This is a genomic window from Polaribacter sp. 2305UL8-11, assembly GCF_058147165.1.
The window spans coordinates 132,610-157,975 of the sequence record NZ_JBYVJW010000008.1 but is presented as its reverse complement, the minus strand read 5'-3'; the positions used below and the strand labels follow the sequence as shown (position 1 = coordinate 157,975).

Here is a 25,366-nt window from a genome sequence, read left to right as displayed (position 1 = left end):
CTTTTCAAACAGTTTCTTTTACAAGTATTTTATCAATTAAAATTGTTTTGTTAAAGTTACTTTCCAAATTTTATTAGAAGCTCTTGAGTTTCTTTTTCCATAAGTTCCAGGATTGGACTGGAAAGCTTCAATACCACCAAAAATATATCCAATTTCTATAGAATTACTATCTGTATTTTTAAAAGCTTTTTTGATATCTATAATTTCATTAGAGTTGTTAGAAAAAGGTAAATTTTTATTTTGAAATAAAATAGATTCAGCTCCATAAAAAGGAGGTTTATTACTACCATTTTTAAATATATTATAATCTAAAACTGTGTGCGTACTTTTTAAAGTAGGGCTACCAATATTCATTTTTATATGAACTCCTGTATTTGTAAAACCAGATAAATGACCAACAGCAGCTCTTTTACCATCTCCAATTCCGCCTAATAAATAAGTATGTAAAATTTCTGAATCAGAATCAAATAAAACTATATTTGGACAAGAATACACATTAAAGTTTTTCTGATTGTAACTAGTGTCGTAAGTATATTTTTTAGAGCCTACAGTTTTTTCTGGATGCACATAAATGGCGTTATTCCAAGCTAAATGATAGTAAGTGCTATCATTATTTTTTACAACTAAACTATCTGGTCTAAAAACACCTGTATAGAAAGTTAAACCTCTTTTTATTTCGTTATTTACTTTATAAAAATTTGGTGTTATTGGACCATCTCTTCTTCTAAAAATAGAAATTGCATCTGCTCCTTTTATTGATGGTGATGTAACATCAGAAATGGTATCTTGTATGGTAATTGTTAGTTTATAAGGTTTGTCTGCTGTAGAAATTTTAAAAGGATAAACAGCATCTACATATTTTTGAGAAGTAAACGTAAAGTTATGACCACCAGCTAAATAAAAGAGATCATCAAATTTGTACATTTCTCCACCAGTACTAACTAGATGTTTATTTTTCCCAATACTAATTAAACTTTTTAGGCTTTGTAGAGATAATTTTTCTCCTTTTATCAATTTAATCAAATTGGGTACATGAATTCTAGCAATTTGGTTAAAGGTTAAATAGTTTTTTGTAGTTACATCATTAACTGGAGCACCATAACCACCAACTGTATATAAAAAGTTTCCATCTTGTTTTACAAGTGCATTTGTATTTCTAAAAATTGATAAATTTTGATTTAAAAAGTTGTTTAATTCTATACAGGGAATTGTCATTTCTCCAATTTGTTCAAAACATTGTTTGTTTATGGTTTCTACAACTGTTTTAAAATGCATGCTAATAGGTTTTGTATTTTTGGTGGGATTATATACAAAAAGGCTATCGTTAAAAGAGGGTGGTAAAAAGGAGGTGTTTGCATAATTTCCTTTAAAAATGCTGTGTAAACCACCAATAGAATCGTTTTTATTGTTGGTTCTTCCTGCAAATAAAAGCCATTCGTTTCCAGATACTCCTTGTGTAAAAGACTGTAAAGCAGGTGCTTTAGAATTTGTGACTTCTGATATAGATAATGCATATTTTGGAGCTATAGCTACATCTTCTTTTACTGTTTTTGTACAAGATTGCATTAATAATAACATCAATAAAACAGATGAAAATTTAAAGATTAATGATTTCATAATTTAGTTAAGTTTGGTTATTGAATATAATAAGCAAGTAACTAAAAAAGAAATATAAAAATAAGAGTTAGAATTACTGTTTTAGAATATAGGTAGATTTACTTAGTTTCTAGAAATAGAATTACTTATTTCTTTTCTCATATTTGGAGTATCAATAATATGTTTCTTAAAATAACTGCTTAGAATTTTATCTTGTCGCGAATAATAAAATTTTTCATGATTTAGAGTAATGTTCTTATAACTAAAGATATTAAAATCTTCAGTCATAAATTTTTTCATCAAAAATATTTACTAATTTAACAGGATATAGTATAGATTTTGGGAAGTAAGCTTCAAAAACTGTTTCGTTATTTCTAGTAAGTTCTATCTCAAAACTTCTTTTGTATTCTTTACTACTTCTGTTTTTGTAATTAAAAGTATCACTTTTATTAATCTTAAAAAGATATCTTTTATTTATTTCCCAGTTTGGAATGAGTTTAATTAATTTTTCCACTCCAAAGTCTCTACTAAATGTAAAATATCTTCTTTAACAAAAGCTACAGCAGGTAAAATAGAATCATAGTTGGGTTTTGCATAAAAGTATAAGCTCCCCTTTATAAAGTTTTTTGTACTATCTGTAACATGAAACTGTACGTGAGAAGCTGCATTTCCTGTTATTTCATATAAACTACCAAAGACTCTTTTTTTTGGGTTTACAAAATCTTTAGGTATAATTTGTTCTGCTTTTACAGTATGTTTAAAGACTAGTTTTTCTGCTTCTGTCAACAATTCTTTAAGATTGTTTTTTACGGGTCTGTAAGTAATATCTATAGATGCTTTTAAATTAGGATATTTAATTTTTAACCAATTATTAGCTTCATCTACAATTGTTGTGTTTTTTAAAACATCAAACGTGTAAGGTCTTTGTAAATTTAATTTTTGATAAGATTTTTTCGGATAAACCAAGCTTAGATATGCTTTTGGTTTTGGCAATATATCTTCTTTGCAACCCCAAAAAATGAACACAAAAAAAAGAATAAAAAAATTACGCATTTCTAGTGGCTTTTATTTGTTTTATGCGTTTTTTATCTAACGCTTCTATTGTAAACGTATAGTTCTTAAAATTTATTCTCTCACCTTTTCTAGGAAATTTTCCAGAAATTTCTAAAATAAAACCAGCTAAAGTTTCGCTTTCGCCTTTTTCTTCTTCAAAAATGGCTTCGTCTTCATCATCCAAAACCCTACAAAAATCTTTAATGGTGGTTTTTCCTTCAAAAATATAATTGTTGGCATCTATTTTAGAGTATGATAAATCTTCATCATCAAACTCATCATTTATATCGCCCACAATTTCTTCGATAACATCTTCTAAAGTAACCAAACCACTGGTTCCTCCATATTCGTCTACCACAATTGCCAAATGATTTTTCTTTGCTCTAAAATCGCCTAATAAATCGTCTAATTTTTTGTTTTCAGGCACAAAAAAAGGTTCGCGAAGTAAATTTTGCCATTTAAAAGCTTTTTTGTTTAAATGTGATAACAAATCTTTAGCATACAAAACCCCAATAATAGTATCTATATTTTCTTTGTAAACTGGATTTCTAGAGTATCCGTTTTTTAAAATTTTATCTAAAACAACCTCATAAGATTCGTCATCAGAAAGCGCAAAAATATCAATTCTTGGTTTCATAATTTGCACGGTTTCTGTGTTCCCGAAATTTACAATTCCTTCTAAAATTTTCTGCTCATCTTTTGTAGTTGCTCCTTCTGATGTTAGTTCTAATGCTTGAGACAATGTTTCTACAGAAAAACTACGTCCTTTATTTCCTAACTTTTTTTCAATCCATTTTGTAAGTGTAATTAATGGCAAACTAAATGGTGTTAGTACAATGTTTATGGTATGAATAAATTTAGACATTGCTTTAGAAAATCGAAGCGCATTTCTAGAAGCGTAAACCTTTGGTAAAACTTCGCCAAAAAGTAAAATTAAAAATGTAACTAGTACAATTTCTATTAAAAAACGAATTGGTGCTGTAAAGAAATAGAGGTTTAATTCGTAATCAAAATCACCAAATAAAGTTTCTGCCAAAGAAGCAAAAAGTAAGACAATTAAAATATTTATAAAGTTGTTGGTAATTAAAATGGTTGCCAATAACTTTCTAGGTCTTTCTAATAAATTTACAACAATATTTTCTTCTTTCCCATTGTTAGAAAGCTCGTTTAAGTCGGTTTGAGAAAGCGAAAAAAAAGCAACTTCTGTGCCCGAAATTAAGGCAGAACTAATTAGTAAACCAATTAAAATGATAATGTTGATGCTTGTAAAAACATCAATAGCAGCAAAAAATAAAAATTCGGGATCTGGGTCCAAGTTTTATGGTTTTTATTGATAAAATTTCTTAAAAAGGCAAATCATCATTTTCTTCTGGTGCAATAGATGTAGGGTTTGATGTAGTTGTAGGTTGATTTTGTTGCGGATTGTTACTATTATCAGCATTCTTTTTTGTTGATAACATGGTCATTTCATTTACCTGAACTTCAGTAGAATAACGTTTAACACCATCTTGTTCCCATTGACGGTTTTTTAGTTTTCCCTCAACATAAATCTTATCACCTTTAGTTAAATATTTTTCGCAAACTTTAGCCAATCCATTTCTAACTACAATGTTATGCCAATCTGTATTGGTTATTTTTTCTCCAGTTTGTTTGTTTGTATAACTTTCTGATGTAGCAATAGGAAAACGACCCACGCAATTTTGATCATCAAAATAATGCATTTTTACATCATCACCTAAATTACCAATTAAAATTACTTTGTTTATTGTTCCTGCCATAGCTTGTGTTTTGTAAGGTCGAGCGCAGTCGAGACCTAAATAATAACCTCTCGACTGCACTCGAGGAGACAAACTTATTGTCTTTATATAACAATATCAAAAGTACTAAAAATATCAATTACTTTTTAACTTGAAAAGCGTCTAAAAAATTTGCAATTAAAATAGGAACAGGAAATTTTTCAATTTCACTCCATTTTATGGTTGCTTTTTCAGACGTTACAGTTTCTACAATCCAAAATTGTGTATACAAATGTTGATGAGATAATTTGTGTACAATTTCTTTTTTATTAAAGAGTGAAATAGTAGTGTTATTAGGAAAAAGATTGTTGAATTCTTCTGATGCAATTAGTTGGTTTTTATTGATGTTTTTATCACTTTCTATTAATGGAAATTGATACAAACCTTGCCAAATCCCTTTTCCTTTTCTCTCTGATAAAATAGTTTTGTCATTATCAGTTTTTACAACTAAATAGTTAAAATATCGTTTTCTAACCTTAATTTTTTTCTCTTTTACAGGTAGTTCTTTGGTTAATTTTTTTTCTAAAGCCACACAGCTATCAGCAAAAGGACAAGTTTCGCAAAGTGGGTTTTGGGGTTTGCAATGTAATGCACCAAAATCCATAATGGCTTGGTTAAAAGTTCCTGGCTGTGTTTTGTCAATTAAACTCTGGGTAAGCGTTTTAAATTCTTTAATTCCTGCTGATGAGTTAATTGGTGTAGCAATGCCAAAATAGCGAGAAAGTACCCTGTAAACGTTTCCATCTACAACTGCAGTGGGTTCATCAAAACAAATAGAAGCAATTGCAGATGCTGTGTAATCTCCAATTCCTTTTAATTTAATAATTTCTTTGTAGGTTGATGGAAATTCGCCATTGAATTCATTTGCAATCTGTTTTGCAGAAAAATGCAAGTTTCTGGCTCTTGAGTAATAACCTAGACCTTGCCACATTTTTAAAACGGTACTTTCATCTGCTTTTGCAAGCTCGAAAACTGTAGGAAAAGCGGTTGTAAATTTTAAATAATAAGACAAACCTTGAGCAACTCTTGTTTGTTGTAACATAATTTCGCTCAACCAAATAAAATATGGATTCTTAGTTTTGCGCCAAGGCAAATTTCTGTTGTTTTGTAAATACCAGTAAATTAATGTGTTAGAAAATTTCATCATCAAAAAATAGATTTGCAATATTACATTTTAAAATTCACATAAATTTAGGTCTTTATTTTTTTGCTATTGATTAATTATCATATATTTGCATCCGCATTTTTGAAATTAAATTAATAAAAATATAGTAAAAATAGAGACATGACGAAAGCAGATATCGTATCAAGAATTTCAGATAAATCAGGAATCGAAAAAACAGATGTTTTAGCTACAGTTGAAGCATTTATGACTGAAGTTAAAGATGCATTAGAAAATGGAGACAACGTTTATTTAAGAGGTTTTGGTAGTTTTATTATCAAAACAAGAGCAGAAAAAACTGGTAGAAATATTTCTAAGAATACAACTATCAAAATTCCTGCACACAACATTCCAGCTTTTAAACCAGCTAAAACTTTTACAGAAGGAGTAAAAAGTAAAGTAGCAGTTAAGTAATAAAACATTAATCTAAATCTTTTTAAAAAGATTTAAAAAAACAACAAGCATTATGCCAAGTGGTAAAAAAAGAAAGAGAGCAAAAATCTCTACACACAAAAGAAAGAAAAGAGCTAGAGCAAATAGACACAAGAAGAAAAAGTAAGCATTCGCTTACTTTTTCGTTTATAGTTTAGCGAAAAGTTTAAAAGTTCATTGACATTAGAAAGTTTAAAAACTGTTAGCGCAGAAAACTTTCGAACGGTATTACAAAATACCTGACAATATTAATCCATCTGCACAATAATGTGCAGTGTTAAAACCAAATTCAGTATGAAAACAGAATTAATAATTCGTAGTAATTCATCTGATATTGATTTTGCCTTATTAAGAGATGGAAAACTTATTGAATTAAATAATGAAACAACTGGAAACAAGTTTTCTGTAGGCGATATTTTTTTAGCCAAAATAGGAAAAGTGTTAACAGGTTTAAATGCAGCCTTTGTAAATGTAGGATACCCAAAAGACGGGTTTTTACATTATCATGATTTAGGTGCGCAAGTAAACTCATTAAATTCGTTCATTAAGAAAGTAAGCACAGGTAAGTATAAAGAATTCACTTTAAAAAATTTCCGAAAGGAAGAAGACATTCACAAAGACGGTAGTATTAACAAAGTATTAAAAACAGGCCAAAACCTATTAGTACAAATTGTAAAAGAACCAATATCTACAAAAGGACCCAGATTAAGTTCTGAGTTATCTATAGCTGGTAGATTTTTGGTTTTAGTTCCTTTTTCTAACCGAGTTTCGGTTTCTCAGAAAATTGAAGATCCAAAAGAAAAAGAACGTTTAAAAAGATTAGCAAAAAGCATTAAACCCAAAGGGTTTGGTGTTATTTTAAGAACTGTTGCAGAGGGTAAAAAAGTAGCAGAACTAGACAGAGATTTGCAAAACTCACTAGATCGTTGGAAAACAATGTGTAAAAGAATACCCAATACAAACACACCAACTAAAATTTTAAGTGAGTTAAACAGAGCATCTTCTATTTTAAGAGATGTTATGAATGAAACTTTTACAAGCATTGTTACCAATGATGAAACTTTAAAAGTTGAGATTAAAGAGTATTTACAAGAAATTTATCCTGAAAAAGAAAAGATTGTAAAACTACACAGATCTACAATTCCAATTTTTGAAAAATATGGAATAGAACGTCAAATAAAAACATCTTTTGGTAAAACAGTTTCTATGAGTAAAGGTGCTTATTTAGTTATAGAGCACACAGAAGCTTTACATGTTATAGATGTAAATAGTGGAAATCGTTCTAACAAAGCAGGCTCTCAAGAAGATACAGCATTAGAAGTAAATTTAATTTCTGCCACAGAAATAGCACGTCAATTACAATTGCGTGACATGGGTGGTATTATAGTAGTTGATTTTATTGATATGCATAAAGCTGAAAACAGAAATAAACTGTATCAGCATTTAAAAGAGCAAATGGCTTTAGATAGAACAAAACACAAAATATTACCTCCAAGTAAATTTGGATTGGTACAAATTACAAGACAAAGAGTAAGACCTGAGTTAAGTATAAAAACTACCGAAACCAACCCAAATAAAAATGGAGAAGTAGAAGCTCCTATAGTTTTGTTAGATAAAATTGAAGCAGATTTAGAAAAATTTATGTCAAGTTCTAAAGACAATAAAAAGATACAATTACATGTACATCCTTTTATTGCAGCTTATTTAACAAAAGGAGTAAATTCTATTCGTTTTAAATGGTATTTAAAACACAAAAAGTGGATTACAATTATACCTCGTGACGCTTACACATACTTATATTATAAATTTAAAACTTTAAAAGAGTAAAATTTTAATATAATAAGGCAATAATTTATTATCAAAAAAAACCCCGTAACTTAAAAGTTATGGGGTTTTATATTTATGGCTTTTTTCTATTTTTTTTCCTTAATTAAATACATATAAACAGGATAATGATCTGAGTAACCACCTGTATAACCACCATAAGAAAAACTTCTAAAAGGATACCCTTTAAACTGTCCTCTTTTGTTGGTTAAAAAACGTTTATTAAAAATCATTGCTTTAAACATTTTGTAATCAGAAAAATCTTTTTCGCCCTTATCTAAAAGAGGTGATGAGATTAAAATCATGTCAAATAAATTAATATTATCTCTATAACCTAAGGTGTTAAAACCTCTTCTATGCATATCTTCATAAGGGTTGTAAATATCATTTTTACCAACATCTTTCTTTCTGCTTTTTGTTTTTAAAACCTTTTTAAAACTAGAGTTTATAGGATCATCATTAAAATCTCCCATAGTAATTATTTTAGCATTTGGGTCTTTTTCTCTTATTTGAGCAATAATTTTTGTGTTCTGATAAGCTGCTTTTTCTCTAAGAGGTCTGCTTTTTGCTTCTCCACCACTTCTAGATGGCCAGTGGTTTACAATAACATGAATTAACTCATCATCTAAATATCCAGAAACTAACAGTTGATCTCTTGTATAAACTTTTCTGTTATTTTTGTAAATATTAGGATTAAAGGCTTCATGATGGATAGGTTTGAAGTATCTTTTTTGATATAATAAAGCTACATCAATCCCTCTTTTGTCTGGAGAATCATAATGTATTATACCATATCTTTTTTTTATAAGATGTTTAGATTTTACCAAATCTTCTAAAACACTTAAATTTTCAACTTCAGCAACTCCAATAATAGCAGGGCTTGTATTAGCTTTTTCTAAACCTATTTGTGCAATAGTACTCCCAAGTTTATCAATTTTATCCCAATAAACATTAGATCGATTTGATTTCAACTCCATCATAGGGCTTTTTTCATCCTCTTTATTCACATCATTAATGGTGTCAAATAAGTTTTCTAAGTTGTAAAAAGCAATGGTTCTAATATTGTACTTTTTCCCTTTTTTTTGTGAAAAGGTTAATGTTGTTGTTAATAAAAAAGTGAATACTAAAAGTATGTATTTCTTCATATTTATATAATTTATTTTGCAAACATATAAAACAAAAGTTAAGCCAAAAATTTTATAATGTTATATTAACACTATAATTTGCTAAAAATGTTTAATTTTGCTCGCAATTTAGCAAGAAATTTTTTTTTAAAAACACAAACAAACATTTATGAGAAAAATTGTTTTATCAATATTTATGTTGTTTTTTCTAGCAATAGGAATAAATGCTCAGAATATTGTAAAAGGAATTGTATCAGATGCTGATTCCGATGAAACACTACAAAATGTTTTGGTAAGTGTAAAAAGTACATCAATAAGTCAAACTACTGGGTTTGATGGAGCTTTTGTACTCAAAAACTTATCAAACGGATCTTACATTGTAGAAATTAAATTAAAAGGTTATGAAACACAAAATTTTCCTGTAGAACTTTCTGGAGATACTGTAGATTTAGGAACTATCCTATTGTATCGAGATATTTCTGTAGATCAAGATTTAAGTTTAATTACCATTACAGATGATGAATTAAATGACGATGCAAGTGCAGCAGATAATATATCTGGTTTACTACAAGCAACTAGAGACATTTATTTAAGAACAGCCGCTTTTGAGTTTAGTTCTTCGTTTTTTAGAATTAAAGGTTTAGATTCTGGAAATGGTAAAGTACTAATTAATGGTATAGAAATGAACAAACTTTTTGATGGTAGAGCACAGTGGAGCAATTGGGGAGGATTAAATGATGTGCTTAGAAACCAGGAGTTTAGTAATGGTTTAGCACCATCTAATTACACTTTTGGAGGCGTTTTAGGTTCTACAAACATTAATACAAGAGCATCAGAACAAAGAGCTGGTACAAGAATTTCGTACTCATCATCTAACAGAAGTTATGTACATAGATTAATGGTTACGCATTCTACTGGAATTTTAGAAGGTGGTTGGGCATTTACTTTTTCTGGAAGTAGAAGAGCTGGTTTAGAGGGTTTTAATGAAGGTACAACTTACAATGCATATTCTTTATTTGCCTCTGTTGATAAAAAAATTAGTGATAATCATAGCATAAACTTTACCTCTATTTTTACACCAAATAGAAGAGGTAAATCATCTCCAAACACACAAGAAGTATACGATTTAAAAGGAATTGCTTACAATGATTATTGGGGTTATTTAAACGGACGTAAAACAAACTCTAGAATAAAAGAAGTAGAAGAGCCAATTTTAATGTTAAATCATTATTGGGATATGTCAGACAATACTTCGTTACAAACCAATGTAGCTTATCAATTTGGTAAAATAGGAAATAGTCGTTTAGATTTTAATGGAGGAGCAAACCCAAGTCCAACTTATTACCAATACTTACCAAGTTTTCAGCTAAGAAATAACGATTTAGCAAGAGCTTATGAAGCACAACAGAATTTTATAAACGATGGTCAGTTAGATTGGGAAAGAATTATTGATGCAAACCTTACAAATAAAGCAGCAGGATCTAACAACGCTTATGTTTTATATGAAGACAGAAATGATGACAAACAATTATCAATAAATACCATTTTAAATTCTGAAATTAATGACAATATTACTTTAAATGCAAAATTAGAATACAGAAGATTACGATCTCATAATTTTGCAGAAGTAATAGATTTATTAGGAGGTACAGGTTATTTAGATATTAATCCTTTTGCAGAAACAGAAAATAAAATGCAAAATAACCTACTAAACTCAAATAGAGTTGTTGGAGAAGGAGATACTTTTAGATATAATTTTAAATTAAATTCTGATGTAATTGGTGCATTTACACAAGCACAATTTAAATACAATAAAGTAGATTTTTATGGTGCAGTAAATGTATCAAGAACCACACACCAAAGAGAAGGATTGTATAAAAATGGAAGATTTGAAAATAGATCTTTAGGTAAATCAGATAAAATAGATTTTACAAATTATGGTGTAAAAGCAGGTTTAACTTACAAAATAACAGGTCGTCATTTAGTAGATTTTAATGCAGGATATTTAACACAAGCTCCTACCATTAGAAACTCTTTTTCCAATTCTAGAGAAAACAATGCGATTGTAGATAATTTACAAAGCGAAAAAATACTAACTACAGATTTAAGTTATATTGTTAGAAGCCCAATTATTACATCAAGATTAACAGCTTATTACACAAATGTATCAGACGCAACAGAAATATCATTTTATTTTGCTGATGGTGTTGGTGGTGATAATACTGCTTTTGTACAAGAGGTCTTATCAGGAATTGAAAGAAAACATATAGGATTAGAATTAGGTTTAGAAGCGCAAGTAACACCAACAATAAAGTTAAAAGGAGCTGCATCTATAGGTCAGTTTACGTATGGTAACAATCCTAATTTATATTTAACATCTGATGTTGCAGATGTTGGAGGTTTTGATGCCGATTTTAGATCTAAAGATTACGTATCTAACTTAAAGAATTACAAATTAGCATCTGGTCCACAGAACGCTTATTCTGTAGGTTTTGAATATAGAGACCCAGATTATTGGTGGGTAGGAGCAACTACAAATTTCTTTTCTAACATTTATGTAGATGTTGCACCTTTAAATAGATCATCTAACTTTTTTGAAGATGCAGATGGCTTACCTTTTAATGATTACGACCCAGTTTTGGCAAAAGAATTATTACAACAAGAAAAGTTTGATGATTACATGGTTGTAAACTTAATTGGAGGTAAATCTTGGAAGATTGATGATAAATTTATCAGCGTATTTGCAACTGTAAACAATTTGTTTGGAGAAGAATACAAATCTGGAGGATTTGAACAAGGTAGAAATGCAAATTTCAGACAATTAAGAGACGATAAAGCATTAGACACTCCTGTTTTTGGAAATAGATATTGGTATGGTAGAGGAGCTACTTACTTTTTAAACATAAATTTAAGATTTTAAAATATAAATTAAACGAATATGAAAACAAATAAATTCATCATTATTTTACTAGCTTTAGTAGCTAGCATATCTTTTACCTCTTGTGTAGAAGATGGAGATTTTACAGTTCCAGAAAGTTTAGGAGCTGAAGAAAACGCAGCTTTAAATAAATTATTAGAAGGTGTATCTGCAAATACAATAGAGTTAAAAACAGTACAACAAGTAAAAGACCTTTTTGTTTCTAATGTAGCAACAGAAATTACAGCAGATTTTGTTGTAAAAGGATATGTATCATCATCAGATGAAACAGGTAACTTTTACAAAGAATTTTTTATTCAAGATAAAGCAGAAAATCCTACAACTGCAATAAGAGTAGCTTTAGAGCTTACAGACTCTTACAATAAATTTAATTTTGGTAGAGAAATTTACATCAACTTAAAAGGATTGTATATTGGAGAAGTTCGTTCTGGAGATGGTATTGTAACAATTGGTGGTAGTGGAAATGTAGATAATGAAGTAGAAAATTTGTCTTTAAATCAAGTTGAAAAACAAATTTTAAGAGCAAAAAATACAGAAACAATTGTTCCTTTAGTGGTTAAATTTTCAGCAATAAACAATAGTCATGTTGGTTTATTTGTTCAAGTAAACGATGCTCAATTTCCTACAGCTTTAGCTGGTAAGCCTTTTGTAGATCCTAATGATAGGTTTGATACAAAAAGAACTTTAGAGTCTTGCGAAGGTTTTGGTTATACAAACTTTATTTTAGAAACTAGTGCATTTGCCAGTTTTAAAAGTAATGGAATTCCTTCAGGAGGAGGTTCTATTGCAGGTGTTGTTGCAAAAACATTTAATGGTAGTGATATTGTTTTGGCTTTAAATGATGTAAAAGATGTTAAAATGGATGGAGGTAGATGTACTCCTTTAGATATTAAAGATTTCTCAGTTGTTTATGAAGAAAATTTTGATTCTGGTACAGACAATTCTAATTTTAATTTTCCAAATTGGACCAACTTTGCAGAAACAGGAAAAGAATTATGGACAGAGCAAATTTTTAGAGGAAATGGATATGCAGAATTTAGTGGATTTAAAACAAATGATGCAGTAAATGTAGGTTGGTTAATTTCTCCTAAAATAGATTTAAGTGCAGGAACTAGCGTTTTTGTTAATTTCCAGTTGGCACAACACCATTTAGAATCAGATCAAAATACATTAGAAGTTTTAGTTTCTACAGATTTTGATGGTACAAACGTAACTGCTGCAACTTGGCAAACTGTTAGTGTAAATTTACCTACACAAGCAGATTCTTGGTATCAATTTAAAGACGCTGGCTTAGTAGATGTTTCTTCTTTTTCAGGAAATTTATATGTAGCATTTAAATATACTGGTTCTGGAACAGATACAACTTTAGATGGCGCTTATATGGTTGACGACTTTAAAGTATTGGCTAAATAACTTTAATATTTTATTTAAAAAGCTAATAAAAGCCACCAAGATCCTATAAATTCTTGGTGGCTTTTTTAATTATATTAGAATTATAGACTAAGCAGCCATGCTTAATTTCAGTTTTTTCAACTTTTCTGATTTTGTGATGGATACTTTCATCAAAATAGATACAATTAAAGCGACTATAAATAATCCAGCGAAAATCATAAGAGTTGTATCTAAAGAACCTGTTTGTTCTTTAACCATATCGTAAATAGTTGGGCCAATAACTCCTGCTAATCCCCAAGCAGCTAAAACCATTCCATGGATTGCGCCTAATTGTTTGGTACCAAATAAATCGCCTAAAAAGGCAGGTAGCATTGCAAAACCACCTCCATACATTGTAATTACAGTAAAAAGTATAATTAAGAAAACACTTTCTATTCCAATTTTTGGCAAGAAATAAAAGGCTAAAATTTGAAAAGCAAAAAAGATGATAAAGGTATTTGCACGTCCTAAATAATCAGACAATGTAGACCAAGTTATTCTACCTAAACCATTAAAAACTCCAATAAAACCAACAATGGCTGCTGCTTGCATAGGGGTATAGTCTAACTTTTCTTGCATCATTGGACTTGCTGCAGATATAATTGCAATTCCACAAGCAATGTTTATAAACATCATAATCCAGATGTAATAAAAGCGAGGTGATTTTAAAGATTCATTTGCAGTAACATTAGAAATATCTTCTTTGATAGTTTTTCCTTCTTCTGTACTAAATCCTTCAGGAACATAATCTGCAGGAGGTCTTTCTATATATCTTGCAGATGATAAAATCAATACCATATAAATAACTCCTAATACATAAAACGCATTAGAAACACCAACTGTTTCAAATAATTTTGCCATTACTGGCCCAAAAATTAAAGCAGCAAAACCAAAACCCATAATTGCCATTCCTGTTGCCAAACCACGTCTGTCTGGAAACCATTTTACTAAAGTACTTACAGGTGTAATATATCCTAAACCTAAACCAATTCCGCCAATAACACCATAACATAAGTAGAATAGCCATAAAGATTCGATTTGGACTGCTAATCCAGAGCCTAAAATTCCTACTCCGTAAAAAATTCCTGCTGTAGTTCCACTAATTTTTGGACCTACTTTTTCTACCCATCTTCCTAAAAATGCTGCAGATAAACCTAATAATAAAATAGCGATTTTAAATGCCCATTTAATAACACTTCCTTCTACTTCAAAAACATCTTTTACAGGGTTTGTCATTACAGAATAAGCATATACAGAGCCAATAGAAATATGGATTCCTACTGCTGATGCTGCAATAAGCCATCTGTTTTTTATTTTTTTTGAATTCATAATAAAATTCTTTAGTTAATTTTTACTTTCTGAAAATAGTTACTCAATATATTAGCTGCTTCATCTAATTCCTTTTGGGTGTTTTCTCTAACATCTTTTAACTCATATTCCCAACCCAAAGCATCCCATTTATGGATACCTAATTTATGGTAAGGTTGCAGCTCTATTTGTTCTATAGTTTTGTAATCTTTAAAATAATCTCCTAATTGATGTAGTAATTCAGGAGTGTTTGTAATTCCAGGAATTAACACATAACGCAACCACATTTTTTTACCTGATGCTTCTCTATATTTTGCAAAGTTGAATGTGGTTTCTTTGTTTTGTACTCCCGTAATTTTCTGAAAACCTTCTTCTGTCATGTGTTTAATATCTAACATCACCAAATCTGTATATTCATCTAACAACTCTTTAACAGGATGGTTTAAAATTCTACCATTGGTATCTAAATTGGTATGAATACCTTCTTCTTTTAGCCTTTTAAAAAAGGGGATAAGATTGTGAGCTTGTAAAACTGGCTCTCCACCAGAAACTGTAACTCCGCCTTTATTGCCAAAGTAAGATTTCATATTTACTGCTTTTTTTACCAAATCTTCAATATGATATTCCTCTCCTCCATGAGTATCTATAGTATCTGGATTGTGGCAATATTGGCACTTTAATTTACAACCTTGCAAAAAAATGACTAATCGAATTCCTGGACCATCATGTGTGCCAAAAGACTCGATAGAATGCACATTTAATATGTTCTCTTTTATTTTGATAATGTAAAATTTAAATTGAAAAGAAAGGGATTCAAAAAATATTTATTGAGCTTCTTCTTTTGAAAAGCAAACTCTATAAAGAGTTAATTCTAATTTTTGAATCCCTTGAGAAATACATAAAAAGACTACATAGATTCGTGGAACGAACGCGAAATAACTTCCATTTGTTGTTCTTTTGTTAATCGGATAAAATTAACTGCATATCCAGAAACTCTAATCGTTAATTGAGGATGATTTTCTGGATGATCCATGGCATCTAATAAAGTTTCTTTGTCTAATACATTTACATTTAAGTGTTGTGCTCCATGCTCAAAATAACCATTTAAAGCAGCAACTAAATTGTCTATTCTGTCTTCTTGATTTGAACCTAAAGATTTTGGGACAATTGAAAATGTATTAGAGATTCCGTCTTGAGAATCTTTATAATCTATCTTGGCAACTGAGTTTAGAGAAGCAATTGCACCATTAGTATCTCGCCCATGCATTGGGTTTGCACCTGGAGCAAAAGGAACACCTAAAGCTCTTCCATCTGGAGTAGCTCCTGTTTTCTTACCATACACTACATTAGAAGTAATGGTTAATACAGACATGGTTGGTTCTGCATCTTTGTATACTTTTAACTTTTTTAACTCGTTATTAAAGTCTTCTACAGCATTATGAGCGAAAATATCTACGCTATCATCATCATTTCCATATTTAGGGAATTCACCTTCAATTTTAAAATCTACAGTTAAACCTTGTTCGTTTCTAATTGGTTTTACTTTTGCGTATTTTATAGCTGATAAAGAGTCTGCAACAATAGATAAACCTGCAATACCATAAGCAATATTTACTTGAGGATTGGTATCAATTAATGCCATTTGTGCTTTTTCGTAGTAATATTTATCGTGCATATAATGGATGATGTTCATAGCATCATTGTACACTTTTGCTACTTTGGTCATTGCTATTTTAAAGTTTTTCATCACTTTGTCAAAGTCTAAAACTTCACAATTACAAGGTTCTATACCATCTACCATTTGCGTTCCTGTAATTTCACATTTACCACCATTAATAGCTAATAATAATGTTTTGGCTAAGTTGGTTCTTGCTCCGAAAAACTGAATTTGTTTCCCTATTTCTTGGTAAGAAACACAACAAGCAATTCCATAATCATCAGAACCTCTTAACTCTCGCATCAAATCATCATTTTCAAACTGAATTGAAGACGTATCAATAGAAACTTTTGCACAGAAATTTTTAAAATTTTGCGGTAAAGTTGGAGACCAAAGCACAGTAATATTTGGTTCTGGTGATGGTCCTAAGTTGTATAAAGTATTTAAAAAACGATACGCAGTTTTGGTAACTTTTGTTCTACCATCATTTAACATTCCACCAATTGCTTCTGTTACCCAAGTTGGGTCTCCAGCAAAAATTTCATCATAAGCAGCCATTCTTAAGTGACGAACCATTCTTAATTTCATCACAAACTGATCAATATATTCTTGAGCTTCATCTTCTGTAATTAAACCAGCTTCAAGGTCTTTTTCTATAAAAATATCTAAGAATGTAGACACATTTCCTAAAGACATTGCAGCTCCATCTTGCTCTTTTACAGCAGCTAAATATGCCATATATGTCCATTGTACAGCTTCTTGTGCATTTTCTGCAGGACGATTTAATTCTAACCCATAATGATTACCCATTGTAATCATATCTTTTAAGGCTCTAATTTGCTCAGAAACTTCTTCTCTTAAACGAATAACAGCATCTGTCATTGGGCCTTCTATATTGTTAAGGTCTTCTTTTTTAGTTTCGATTAATTTATCAATTCCATATAAAGCCACACGTCTGTAATCTCCAATAATTCTTCCACGAGCATAATTGTCTGGTAAACCAGTTAAAAATCCTAAAGAACGGAATTTTCTTATTTCTGCATTGTAGGCATCAAAAACACCATCATTATGTGTTTTTACATATTTTGTAAATAGCTCATTAATATCTTCACTTGGTTTTAAACCATGCTCTTCTAACGCTTTTTGAACTACTTTGTAACCTCCAAAAGGTTTCATCGCTCTTTTTAGCAAACCATCTGTTTGTAAACCAACAATTACTTCATTTTCTTTATCTATATAACCTGCACCAAAGTTTGCAACACCAGAAATGGTTTCTGTATCTACAGAGTGTACACCATTGTTTTGTCTTTCTTGTTGCATACCTTCTTTACAAACTTCCCAAAGTTTTTGTGTTTTTTGAGTAGATCCTACTAAAAAAGTATCATCTCCATAATAAGGAGTAATGTTTTTGAAAACGAAATCTCTAACATTAATAGATGTATTCCAAACCCCTTCTTTAAAGTTGTTTTCTTGTGGTTTTTCTAAGGTAATTTCCTCTAATTCCATTACTTTATATTTTAAGTTTTTATGTATCCTTTTACTTGACAACAAATTTACTTTTGAAGCAATTTTTAAAACATGATAAAAGTTAGGTTTTATAAAATATTTAAGAAAACGATGTAGTTGTTTTTTATTGAAAATCAATACCTTATATTTTTTTACTTGTAGGTTTTAGTTATAAAATATTTAACTACATTTGCAAAAAGTTTTAAGTTTAATTTAATTGGTATAGCATGCAACTGTACAATAAGTTAAGCGCAAAAGAACGCGCTGCATTAATAGATGAGGCTGGTAAAGACCGTCTTACAATTTCATTCTATCAATACCACAGGATAGAAAACCCACAATTACTTAGAGACAAGTTATTCTTAGAATGGGATGCTTTAGATGTTTTAGGTAGAATTTATGTTTCTTATGAAGGGATTAACGCTCAACTCTCAGTACCATCAGAAAATTTATATGCTTTAAAAGATCAATTAGACAGTATTTCTTTTTTAAAAGATATTCGTTTAAATATTGCCATAGAGCAAGACAATAAATCTTTTTTAAAATTAAAAGTTAAAGTTAGAAATAAAATTGTAGCAGATGGTTTAAATGATGATACTTTTGATGTTACTAACAAAGGTGTACATTTAAATGCGAAAGAATTTAATGAAATGTTGGCAAACCCTGATACAATTTGTGTGGATATGCGCAACCATTATGAGAGTGAAATTGGGCATTTTGATGGAGCTGTAACTCCAGATGTAGATACCTTTAGAGATTCTTTAGATATTATTGAAGAAAATTTAAAAGACAACAAAGAAGACAAGAATTTATTAATGTATTGTACAGGAGGTATTCGTTGCGAAAAAGCATCAGCTTATTACAAGCACAAGGGTTTTAAAAACGTTTTTCAATTAGAAGGCGGAATTATAGAATACACTCGTCAAGTAAAAGCAGAAGGGATTGAAAATAAATTTATTGGTAAGAATTTTGTTTTTGATCATAGAAGAGCAGAAAAAATTACAGACGATGTAATTTCTAATTGCCATCAATGTGGAAAAGCTTGCGATACACATACCAATTGTGCAAATGAAGCTTGTCATTTATTGTTTATTCAATGTGATGAGTGTTCAGAAAAAATGGAAAATACCTGCTCTACAGATTGTCAAGAAATTATTCATCTTCCTTACGAAGCCCAAAAAGAATTGAGAAAAGGCAAAGGCAATAGCAACAAAATCTTTAAAAAAGGGAGAAGTGAAGTGTTGAAGTTTAAGAGGTAATTTTTAAAAACGATATTCCATTTTTAAGAGTACAAATCTTGGTAGTAGTCTATATTCGGTGGTAGAATTTCCAATATCGCTGACAGAAAAATTTCTAAACTTTTCTGTATTAAATAGATTTCTACCAGTAATCCCTAAAGTCAGTTTATTTTCTAAGATTTTATATCTTGCATCAAAATCTAAAAAATAATAGGTGTTATCGGTTTGTAGGTTTCCAAAAAAGTAACGTTCAGATTGTATTTGAACATCTAATTTGTCATTAAAAATAAACGACAAATCTAAAAAACTCACATTATCTGTAAACGAATTGTTTATGGTAGTTTCTATTTCTGTTGTTGTCCATTTTGTGCCAATATGGTAATTAAAAATTCCTTTAAAACCAGAACGAAGTTCTAAACCATAGTTATAGTTATAAGACCTTACAAGCCTTAAATTAGAGTTGTTTACAATATTCTTAAATTCACTTTTTGTATAGCCTAAATCTACTTTCAAGTTGGACGAGATAAACTTTAAATAATAATCTAATTTAGAATTTACACTTATAAATTCTCGGTCTTTAATAAGTATTTTCTCTGTTTGTGTAAAGTTTTGTTGTAGAATTGTATTTGTAGAAAAAAAGTCGTGATTTTTACTATACAAAATAAACGTATTGGCAAAAAACCTATCACTCCAATTACCTAGTTGATAATTAACAAAGACACTCGAAGCATCTAACTGGTTAAAATTACCATTTCCTTTAGTAAAAGAACGAAAACCCGTTAAAACAAAATTACTAAACACATCTATAATTTTTGCATTTGTAGTATTGTAAGCATAAGAAGAAGTAATTTTATTTTTATGATTTATTTTCCAATCAAAACCTATAGTTGGGTTGATGAATACTATATTTTGAGTACTCATTGTATTGTTGTTATTTAAACGATTAAAAAGCTGATGCAGATCTAATTTACCCACAATTCCAAAATCTTTAATTTTTAATCGGTACTTACTTTTAAGGTACAAATCGTTTACTTGATAATTGGTTAGGTTTTGATAACCATTTGGTTGATTTATAATGGTATTATTTTCTAGGAGAGAAAATGTGCTCTGTAATTTGTCTTTTCTAAATTCATTTCCTATTTGTAATTCTAATAGGTTTCCATTTTCTTTTCGGTCTAATAAATGTGTATTTATACCAATAAATTGCATTTGGTTGGTACTTTGCTGATTTACATTATTGGCATTTTTATTTGAAGGAAATAACTCTTGATAAAAGAATTGATTTATACTGTAGTTTTGAGGTGTTTTTTCATTGATAAAACGCCCTGTTAATAAAAACACTTTTTTTTCTTTAAACTTATTGCTGTAACTTATTTTTTGATCCCATAGAGTGTTTTGATGTTGTAAACTTTCTATAGTAGAATTACCATTAAATAATAAGCTGGAATTGTCGTTAAAATTACCATTGTTATACTTGGTTGTAGTTTCTAGCATTTTCGTTTTAGAAATGTTATAAGTAACATCTAATTTACCAAAAGCGATACGTTTATTGTTTTGTAGTAGATGATTTTCTGAGTTTGTAAAGTTTGTGCCATTCGCATTTACAATATTTATAGTATTTTTAGAAAAATCATTTTCATCCCAATTAAAAAAGCCTAAGGTTTTAATTTTTAGTTTTTTGGTTGGGTTAAAAATTGCGTTTAAAGACAATAACTCTGCATTATTAAAGTTGGTTCTGCTTTCTTTAAAATTAAGATTATTTGTATTTGGTGATAAATTTAATAGTGAATTTACACTTTGATTGTCTCCTATACTAGCAGTTTGGTTTACACGATAAGGGCGAATTAAGTTTTCAATATCACCTGTAGCATCATACCCAGTTGTGTTTAGATTTGTAAAAAAGTAAAACTTATTTTTCTTGCCAAAATTCATTAAGTTTCCTTTTAACTCATAACAATTATGGTTTCCAATACTTGTTTCTATATTCCCAAACCAAATACGTTTAGACTTCTCGTCTAATTTTAAATTTAAAGCCACTTTATTACTTTCTTCTACACCTTTTAATAAACGATTGTTAGAATATCTTTTTAAAACCTCTACTTCATCAATTGGGTAAGCAGGCATATTTTTAGAAAGTATTTTATACCCTTTTTCAAACAAATCATCACCATCAATCATTAATTTTTCTATTTCTTGGTTGCCCACTTTTATAGTGCCTTGGCTATCAATATTTAAACCAGGTATTTTTTTAAGCAAGTCTTCTACAGTTTGTTCTGTGCCATTTACAAAAAACTTGGTTTTAAAAGTAATAGTGTCCTTTTTTATTTTGATGTCTTTTTCGGCTTCAATAATAATTTCATTTAGTTCAAAAGGTTTTTCTTCTAAAATAGCATCTATTTTTATGTTTTTTTGATTAGTAATTTCAAAACCAATCGATTTTGTTTTGTAGCCTAAAGAAGAAAAAGTAATGTTTATTTTACCTTTTATTGAAGTGCTAATTTGGTAAATTCCATTTTTTGAGGTATAAGTGTAATCTACAATGTTGTTGTTTGTGCTGTCTTTTAAAACAACACTTACAGAAAACAAGTTGCTTTTAGTGTCTTTAATGATACCATAAATTTGGGTTTGTGAGAAACAAAAATTTTGGAAAAGCATTAAAGTAAGTAATAAGTAAAGAAGTTTTAGTTTTCTTTTAATTCCTCTTCCCATTCATATTTTAGTTCAATACCTGACCTCTTTAATGATTTTGATTCTATAATTTTAACCCCTCTTGGTAATTTTAGTAATGCTTGAGATATTATATTACGATATTCTTTGTCTTTTTTTTCTACAAAATCTTGCATAGAAATAGTAAATTCATCAATTTTGATTCTAAGTAATTCTTTATTATTTTTATTACTAGTATATTTTTTAAAAAGAAAATTAACCTCTCTGTTTTTATCGTATGCTTCAATAATTAACCCAGGGAGTCCATTAAGTTTCCATGGTCCTGATGGTATAGGTATTTTTGTAGTAAACCAAGCGTGATAAGTTCTGCCTCTAAAAAATGTTTCTGCTTTTTGACAATTAAAACTACCAATTTTTTTATATTCATCTATTAATTTCCATTTTAATTTAAATTTATTGTCAATGACTTTATAATTTTTATCTAAAATAGGTTCTCTTAAAATTAATATTTTATCATTATAATTATTATATACCCTTGTTCCAATAGTATCTTTATAAACTATTTTAACGTTGACTTTCTTTTTTTCATTTGATGAAGCTTCTTTAGATTTTTCGATATTTTGTTTTAAAGATTTCCATACAAAAAGAGATTCTTTTTGATTAAATAATAGATAGCTTCTTATTGCTGTGGTATCAACAGTATTTTTTGTAAATGTGTAATATTCTATTTTACCAATCTGGCTGTAAAAGTTATTTGTTAAAAACAGGCATAAAAATACTTTAGTTATTTTAATTATCATTCTAATTTATTTTAGCCCGATTTTTAAATCGGGCTTGATTTTAAAAAGCATCCATTATCATTTGGAAAAACGAATCACAAGACATGCCTTCTATCCTTAAGATTGTTCCAGAAGCAACAACAAGTTCGCCATTCATTTCTATTTTTGTTTCCGTAGTTATAACGCAATCTTCTAAAATATTAGTAATCTTTAAAGTTTTATTACTTAATTGTTTCGTAGTTACTTTTTCAGGATTAGATTTATTTTCTTCATTTGCAAATGTTCCTGAAACTGCAAAAAATAGAGCAAAAATTAATATTATTTTTTTCATTATAAATATTTTAAAAATTATTAAATTAATTGTTAGAACGCATTTGTAGCATTCAAAAAGTCATACAAGAATATCTTCTTGTTAAAGTTCTTAATAAAATTTTAAAAAAGAATGTGCGCAATTTTTAAAACATTCTTCTTTTTGCTAGCAAGTTTTTAACTAAAAAATGATCAGTTTTTCACTTAAAAACATTTAAACATATAAAAAAAAAAATGAAAGAGCCAGTTAAACACAAACTTTTTTCGAATTCTCATTAAATTTCACCATTTTCGGTGAGTTTTTTTATAACATATAGTTTAAAAATTAACAAAAAAAAGTATTTTAAACAATTTTGATTAAAAACCAATTCTAATTTAAAACCTACAAATTCTAAAAAGCACAATAATTAATAATACTTGCAACGTATATTAGTTACATAATCTTACAACGCAAAATAATTTAGATAACTGTTATTTAGCTATTTTATCATTCTTTTAGAATGCGTATATTTACAGATTAGTGAAGATAAGATTGTGTGTTTATATCAATCTGATAATCAAATTATGAACTTTATTGGTTTGTAGTTTTTTGTTGCAGGTTTTTGGTTTTAGGCCATCAACCAAAAACAAATAACCAGTAACCAACTAAAATATATTTACTTAAATGGCATGTGGAAGTTGTGGTACAACAGAAAATGGAGTACCAAAAGGTTGCAAAAGTAATGGAAATTGTGGAACAGGAACTTGTGGAAGTGGTAGTAATAAACTAGCCGTTTTCGATTGGTTGTCTAACATGACATTGCCTTCAGGACAAGAACGTTTTAATATTTTTGAAGTCCGTTTTAAAAACGGAAGAAAACATTTTTATAAAAACCCAGATAATTTACCCATAACTATGGGAGATATTGTTGCTGTAGAAGGTTCTCCAGGACACGATATTGGCACTGTTTCTTTGGCAGGAGAATTGGTAAAAGTGCAAATGAAAAAGCGCAAAATTACTGAAGACCATGAAGATGTAAAGAAAATCTACAGAAAAGCTAGCCAAAGAGATATAGATATTTGGCAACAAGCAAGAGCAAAAGAAGAAGAAACACAGCGTAAAGGAAGAGAAATTTTAGGACGTTTGGGTTTACAAATGAAATTGTCTGATGTAGAATATCAAGGAGATGGAAACAAAGCTACATTTTATTATACTGCAGATGCAAGAGTAGATTTTAGACAGTTAATTAGAGATTTGGCAAGCGCGTTTTCAATTCGTGTAGAAATGAAACAAGTAGGCGCAAGACAAGAAGCAGCCAGATTAGGAGGTGTAGGTTCTTGTGGTAGAGAATTATGTTGTTCTACATGGTTAACAGATTTTAGAAAAGTAACTACTTCTGCAGCACGTTACCAACAATTGTCCTTAAATCCGTTAAAGTTGGCAGGACAATGTGGTAAATTAAAATGTTGTTTAAACTTTGAGTTAGATACTTATTTAGATGCTTTAAAACCTTTTCCAAAGCAAGATTTGGTTTTAAAAACAGAGAAAGGAGAGGCAGTTTTTGTTAAGATGGATATTTTTAAAAATCATCTTTGGTATACTTACAAAGAAGAACGTTTTAAATGGTTTCGACTTACTTTAGAACAAGTGTTAGAAATAATAGAACTCAATAAAAATAATGAGAAATCTGCAACGTTAGAAGAATATGAATCTGATGTTGTAATTCCAGAAAAAGTAGATTTCGAAGATGCAGTTGGACAAGATAGTTTAACACGTTTCGATGCTCCTAAAAGCCATAAAAAAAGAAGGAATAACAGAAATAGAAACAAGAAAAAACCTGTTGGAGTTGCTGCCAATAACACACAGCAAAAACCAAATCAAAAGAGAAAACTTCAGGCTAAAAAGCAACCAAATCAGCAACAAAAAACCAAGCCAAATGGAAACCAAAATTCACCACAGGCAGAGGTAAAAAAGAAGAACAAACCAAGGAGAAATAATAATAGAAATCGTAAAAACAATAACCCTAAAAATGATAACAATACTGAGAAAAAATAACTTTTCAATTGTTTTATTAACTGTTTTTTTGATATTTTCTTGCGATAATAAAACTGATTTTAATCAATATAAATCTATAGATAGTAAAGGTTGGAAAGCAAACGAAAGAGTGTTGTTTCAATTTGATATAAAAGACTCAATTTCTCCAAAAAATTTGTTTATCAATATTAGAAGTAATCATGATTATGAGTTTAGTAATTTGTATTTAATAACAGAGTTAAGTTTTCCTAATGGAACAAAAGTTGTAGATACTTTGCAATATCTAATGGCAGATGAAACAGGCAGATTTTTAGGAACAGGACTTACAGAAATTAAAGAGAATAAATTATTTTACAAAGAAAAGAAAGCATTTCCATCAAAAGGTAAATTTCTGTTTAGTGTGCGTCATGCAATGCGAAAAAATGGAGAAGTGAATCCAATTGAATATTTAAAAGGAATTCAAGATGTTGGTTTTAGTATAGAAAAATTAGATTAGCTTCTAAATTTTAGGGAAATTAGAAAAATATGAAAT

The 25,366-nt window shown here is 29.2% G+C and carries 20 protein-coding genes; 7 read left to right on the top strand and 13 right to left on the bottom strand.

Translation table 11 applies throughout. The features are described from left to right. Nucleotides 1-36: 36 nt before the first annotated feature. The 6 genes from ACY2RW_RS09380 to mutY form a co-directional block, all read right to left on the bottom strand. Nucleotides 37-1,617, bottom strand: a complete 1,581-nt coding sequence (locus tag ACY2RW_RS09380; protein ID WP_490122463.1) for a hypothetical protein — start codon at nucleotides 1,615-1,617, stop codon at nucleotides 37-39. A gap of 259 nt (nucleotides 1,618-1,876) precedes the next feature. Next, the gene (locus ACY2RW_RS09375; RefSeq protein ID WP_490122462.1) at nucleotides 1,877-2,110 is read right to left on the bottom strand and encodes a hypothetical protein; all 234 of its coding nucleotides are present in this window, start codon (nucleotides 2,108-2,110) and stop codon (nucleotides 1,877-1,879) included. Beyond that, nucleotides 2,098-2,649: a gliding motility lipoprotein GldD gene (gene gldD / locus ACY2RW_RS09370; RefSeq protein WP_490122461.1), complete on the bottom strand. Its 552-nt coding sequence runs from the start codon at nucleotides 2,647-2,649 to the stop codon at nucleotides 2,098-2,100. The genes ACY2RW_RS09375 and gldD overlap by 13 nt, the downstream gene beginning before the upstream one ends. Continuing rightward, nucleotides 2,642-3,964, bottom strand: a complete 1,323-nt coding sequence (locus tag ACY2RW_RS09365) for a gliding motility-associated protein GldE (protein ID WP_490122460.1) — start codon at nucleotides 3,962-3,964, stop codon at nucleotides 2,642-2,644. Before ACY2RW_RS09365 ends, gldD begins: the two co-directional genes overlap by 8 nt. Before the next feature lie 28 nt (nucleotides 3,965-3,992). After that, a complete protein-coding gene (locus ACY2RW_RS09360) occupies nucleotides 3,993-4,427 on the bottom strand; it encodes a single-stranded DNA-binding protein (RefSeq protein ID WP_490122459.1) in 435 nt (144 codons plus the stop codon). A gap of 118 nt (nucleotides 4,428-4,545) precedes the next feature. Then, complete coding sequence (mutY, locus tag ACY2RW_RS09355; protein WP_490122492.1) at nucleotides 4,546-5,589, bottom strand: A/G-specific adenine glycosylase; 1,044 nt, start codon at nucleotides 5,587-5,589, stop codon at nucleotides 4,546-4,548. 141 nt (nucleotides 5,590-5,730) lie between these two features. Here mutY and ACY2RW_RS09350 point away from each other — a divergent pair, with 141 nt between their 5' ends. After that, complete coding sequence (locus tag ACY2RW_RS09350) at nucleotides 5,731-6,021, top strand: HU family DNA-binding protein (protein WP_490122458.1); 291 nt, start codon at nucleotides 5,731-5,733, stop codon at nucleotides 6,019-6,021. Between the two features lie 312 nt (nucleotides 6,022-6,333). Next, a complete protein-coding gene (locus ACY2RW_RS09345; protein ID WP_490122457.1) occupies nucleotides 6,334-7,866 on the top strand; it encodes an Rne/Rng family ribonuclease in 1,533 nt (510 codons plus the stop codon). An 86-nt stretch (nucleotides 7,867-7,952) separates the two neighbouring features. On the opposite strand, the gene ACY2RW_RS09340 is transcribed toward ACY2RW_RS09345, so the two are convergent. Then, entirely contained in the window at nucleotides 7,953-9,008 is a 1,056-nt protein-coding gene (locus ACY2RW_RS09340) for an endonuclease/exonuclease/phosphatase family protein (RefSeq protein WP_490122456.1), read from the bottom strand. A gap of 148 nt (nucleotides 9,009-9,156) precedes the next feature. Here ACY2RW_RS09340 and ACY2RW_RS09335 point away from each other — a divergent pair, with 148 nt between their 5' ends. Both ACY2RW_RS09335 and ACY2RW_RS09330 read left to right on the top strand, forming a co-directional pair. Then, the gene (locus ACY2RW_RS09335; RefSeq protein WP_490122455.1) at nucleotides 9,157-11,907 is read left to right on the top strand and encodes a carboxypeptidase-like regulatory domain-containing protein; all 2,751 of its coding nucleotides are present in this window, start codon (nucleotides 9,157-9,159) and stop codon (nucleotides 11,905-11,907) included. Nucleotides 11,908-11,925: 18 nt separating this feature from the next. Continuing rightward, nucleotides 11,926-13,338, top strand: a complete 1,413-nt coding sequence (locus tag ACY2RW_RS09330) for a DUF5689 domain-containing protein (protein WP_490122454.1) — start codon at nucleotides 11,926-11,928, stop codon at nucleotides 13,336-13,338. Nucleotides 13,339-13,425: 87 nt separating this feature from the next. On the opposite strand, the gene ACY2RW_RS09325 is transcribed toward ACY2RW_RS09330, so the two are convergent. The 3 genes from ACY2RW_RS09325 to pflB form a co-directional block, all read right to left on the bottom strand. Further along, nucleotides 13,426-14,685 carry an L-lactate MFS transporter gene (locus tag ACY2RW_RS09325; protein ID WP_490122453.1) on the bottom strand — a complete coding sequence of 420 codons (1,260 nt, stop codon included), beginning with the start codon at nucleotides 14,683-14,685 and terminating at the stop codon, nucleotides 13,426-13,428. A gap of 11 nt (nucleotides 14,686-14,696) precedes the next feature. Further along, nucleotides 14,697-15,419 (bottom strand): pyruvate formate-lyase-activating protein, encoded by a 723-nt coding sequence (gene pflA / locus ACY2RW_RS09320; RefSeq protein WP_490122452.1) that lies wholly within the window; start codon nucleotides 15,417-15,419, stop codon nucleotides 14,697-14,699. Between the two features lie 152 nt (nucleotides 15,420-15,571). Next, on the bottom strand, nucleotides 15,572-17,827 hold the full coding sequence (gene pflB, locus ACY2RW_RS09315; protein ID WP_490122451.1) for a formate C-acetyltransferase: 2,256 nt from the start codon (nucleotides 17,825-17,827) through the stop codon (nucleotides 15,572-15,574). Between the two features lie 227 nt (nucleotides 17,828-18,054). Between pflB and trhO the strand changes: the two genes are divergently transcribed. After that, nucleotides 18,055-19,086: an oxygen-dependent tRNA uridine(34) hydroxylase TrhO gene (trhO, locus tag ACY2RW_RS09310; protein ID WP_490122450.1), complete on the top strand. Its 1,032-nt coding sequence runs from the start codon at nucleotides 18,055-18,057 to the stop codon at nucleotides 19,084-19,086. Nucleotides 19,087-19,089: 3 nt separating this feature from the next. Here the strand turns inward: trhO and ACY2RW_RS09305 are convergent, their stop codons facing one another. From ACY2RW_RS09305 to ACY2RW_RS09295, 3 genes are read right to left on the bottom strand one after another with little or no spacing between them, the layout of a single operon-like run. Next, on the bottom strand, nucleotides 19,090-21,774 hold the full coding sequence (locus ACY2RW_RS09305) for a carboxypeptidase-like regulatory domain-containing protein (protein ID WP_490122449.1): 2,685 nt from the start codon (nucleotides 21,772-21,774) through the stop codon (nucleotides 19,090-19,092). Beyond that, complete coding sequence (locus ACY2RW_RS09300) at nucleotides 21,747-22,532, bottom strand: GLPGLI family protein (protein WP_490122448.1); 786 nt, start codon at nucleotides 22,530-22,532, stop codon at nucleotides 21,747-21,749. Before ACY2RW_RS09300 ends, ACY2RW_RS09305 begins: the two co-directional genes overlap by 28 nt. Nucleotides 22,533-22,572: 40 nt before the next feature. Then, nucleotides 22,573-22,842: a hypothetical protein gene (locus ACY2RW_RS09295; protein WP_490122447.1), complete on the bottom strand. Its 270-nt coding sequence runs from the start codon at nucleotides 22,840-22,842 to the stop codon at nucleotides 22,573-22,575. A 642-nt stretch (nucleotides 22,843-23,484) separates the two neighbouring features. Between ACY2RW_RS09295 and ACY2RW_RS09290 the strand changes: the two genes are divergently transcribed. Continuing rightward, nucleotides 23,485-24,855 carry a PSP1 domain-containing protein gene (locus ACY2RW_RS09290; protein WP_490122446.1) on the top strand — a complete coding sequence of 457 codons (1,371 nt, stop codon included), beginning with the start codon at nucleotides 23,485-23,487 and terminating at the stop codon, nucleotides 24,853-24,855. Then, complete coding sequence (locus ACY2RW_RS09285; protein WP_490122445.1) at nucleotides 24,830-25,330, top strand: gliding motility lipoprotein GldH; 501 nt, start codon at nucleotides 24,830-24,832, stop codon at nucleotides 25,328-25,330. Before ACY2RW_RS09290 ends, ACY2RW_RS09285 begins: the two co-directional genes overlap by 26 nt. Nucleotides 25,331-25,366 lie beyond the last annotated feature (36 nt).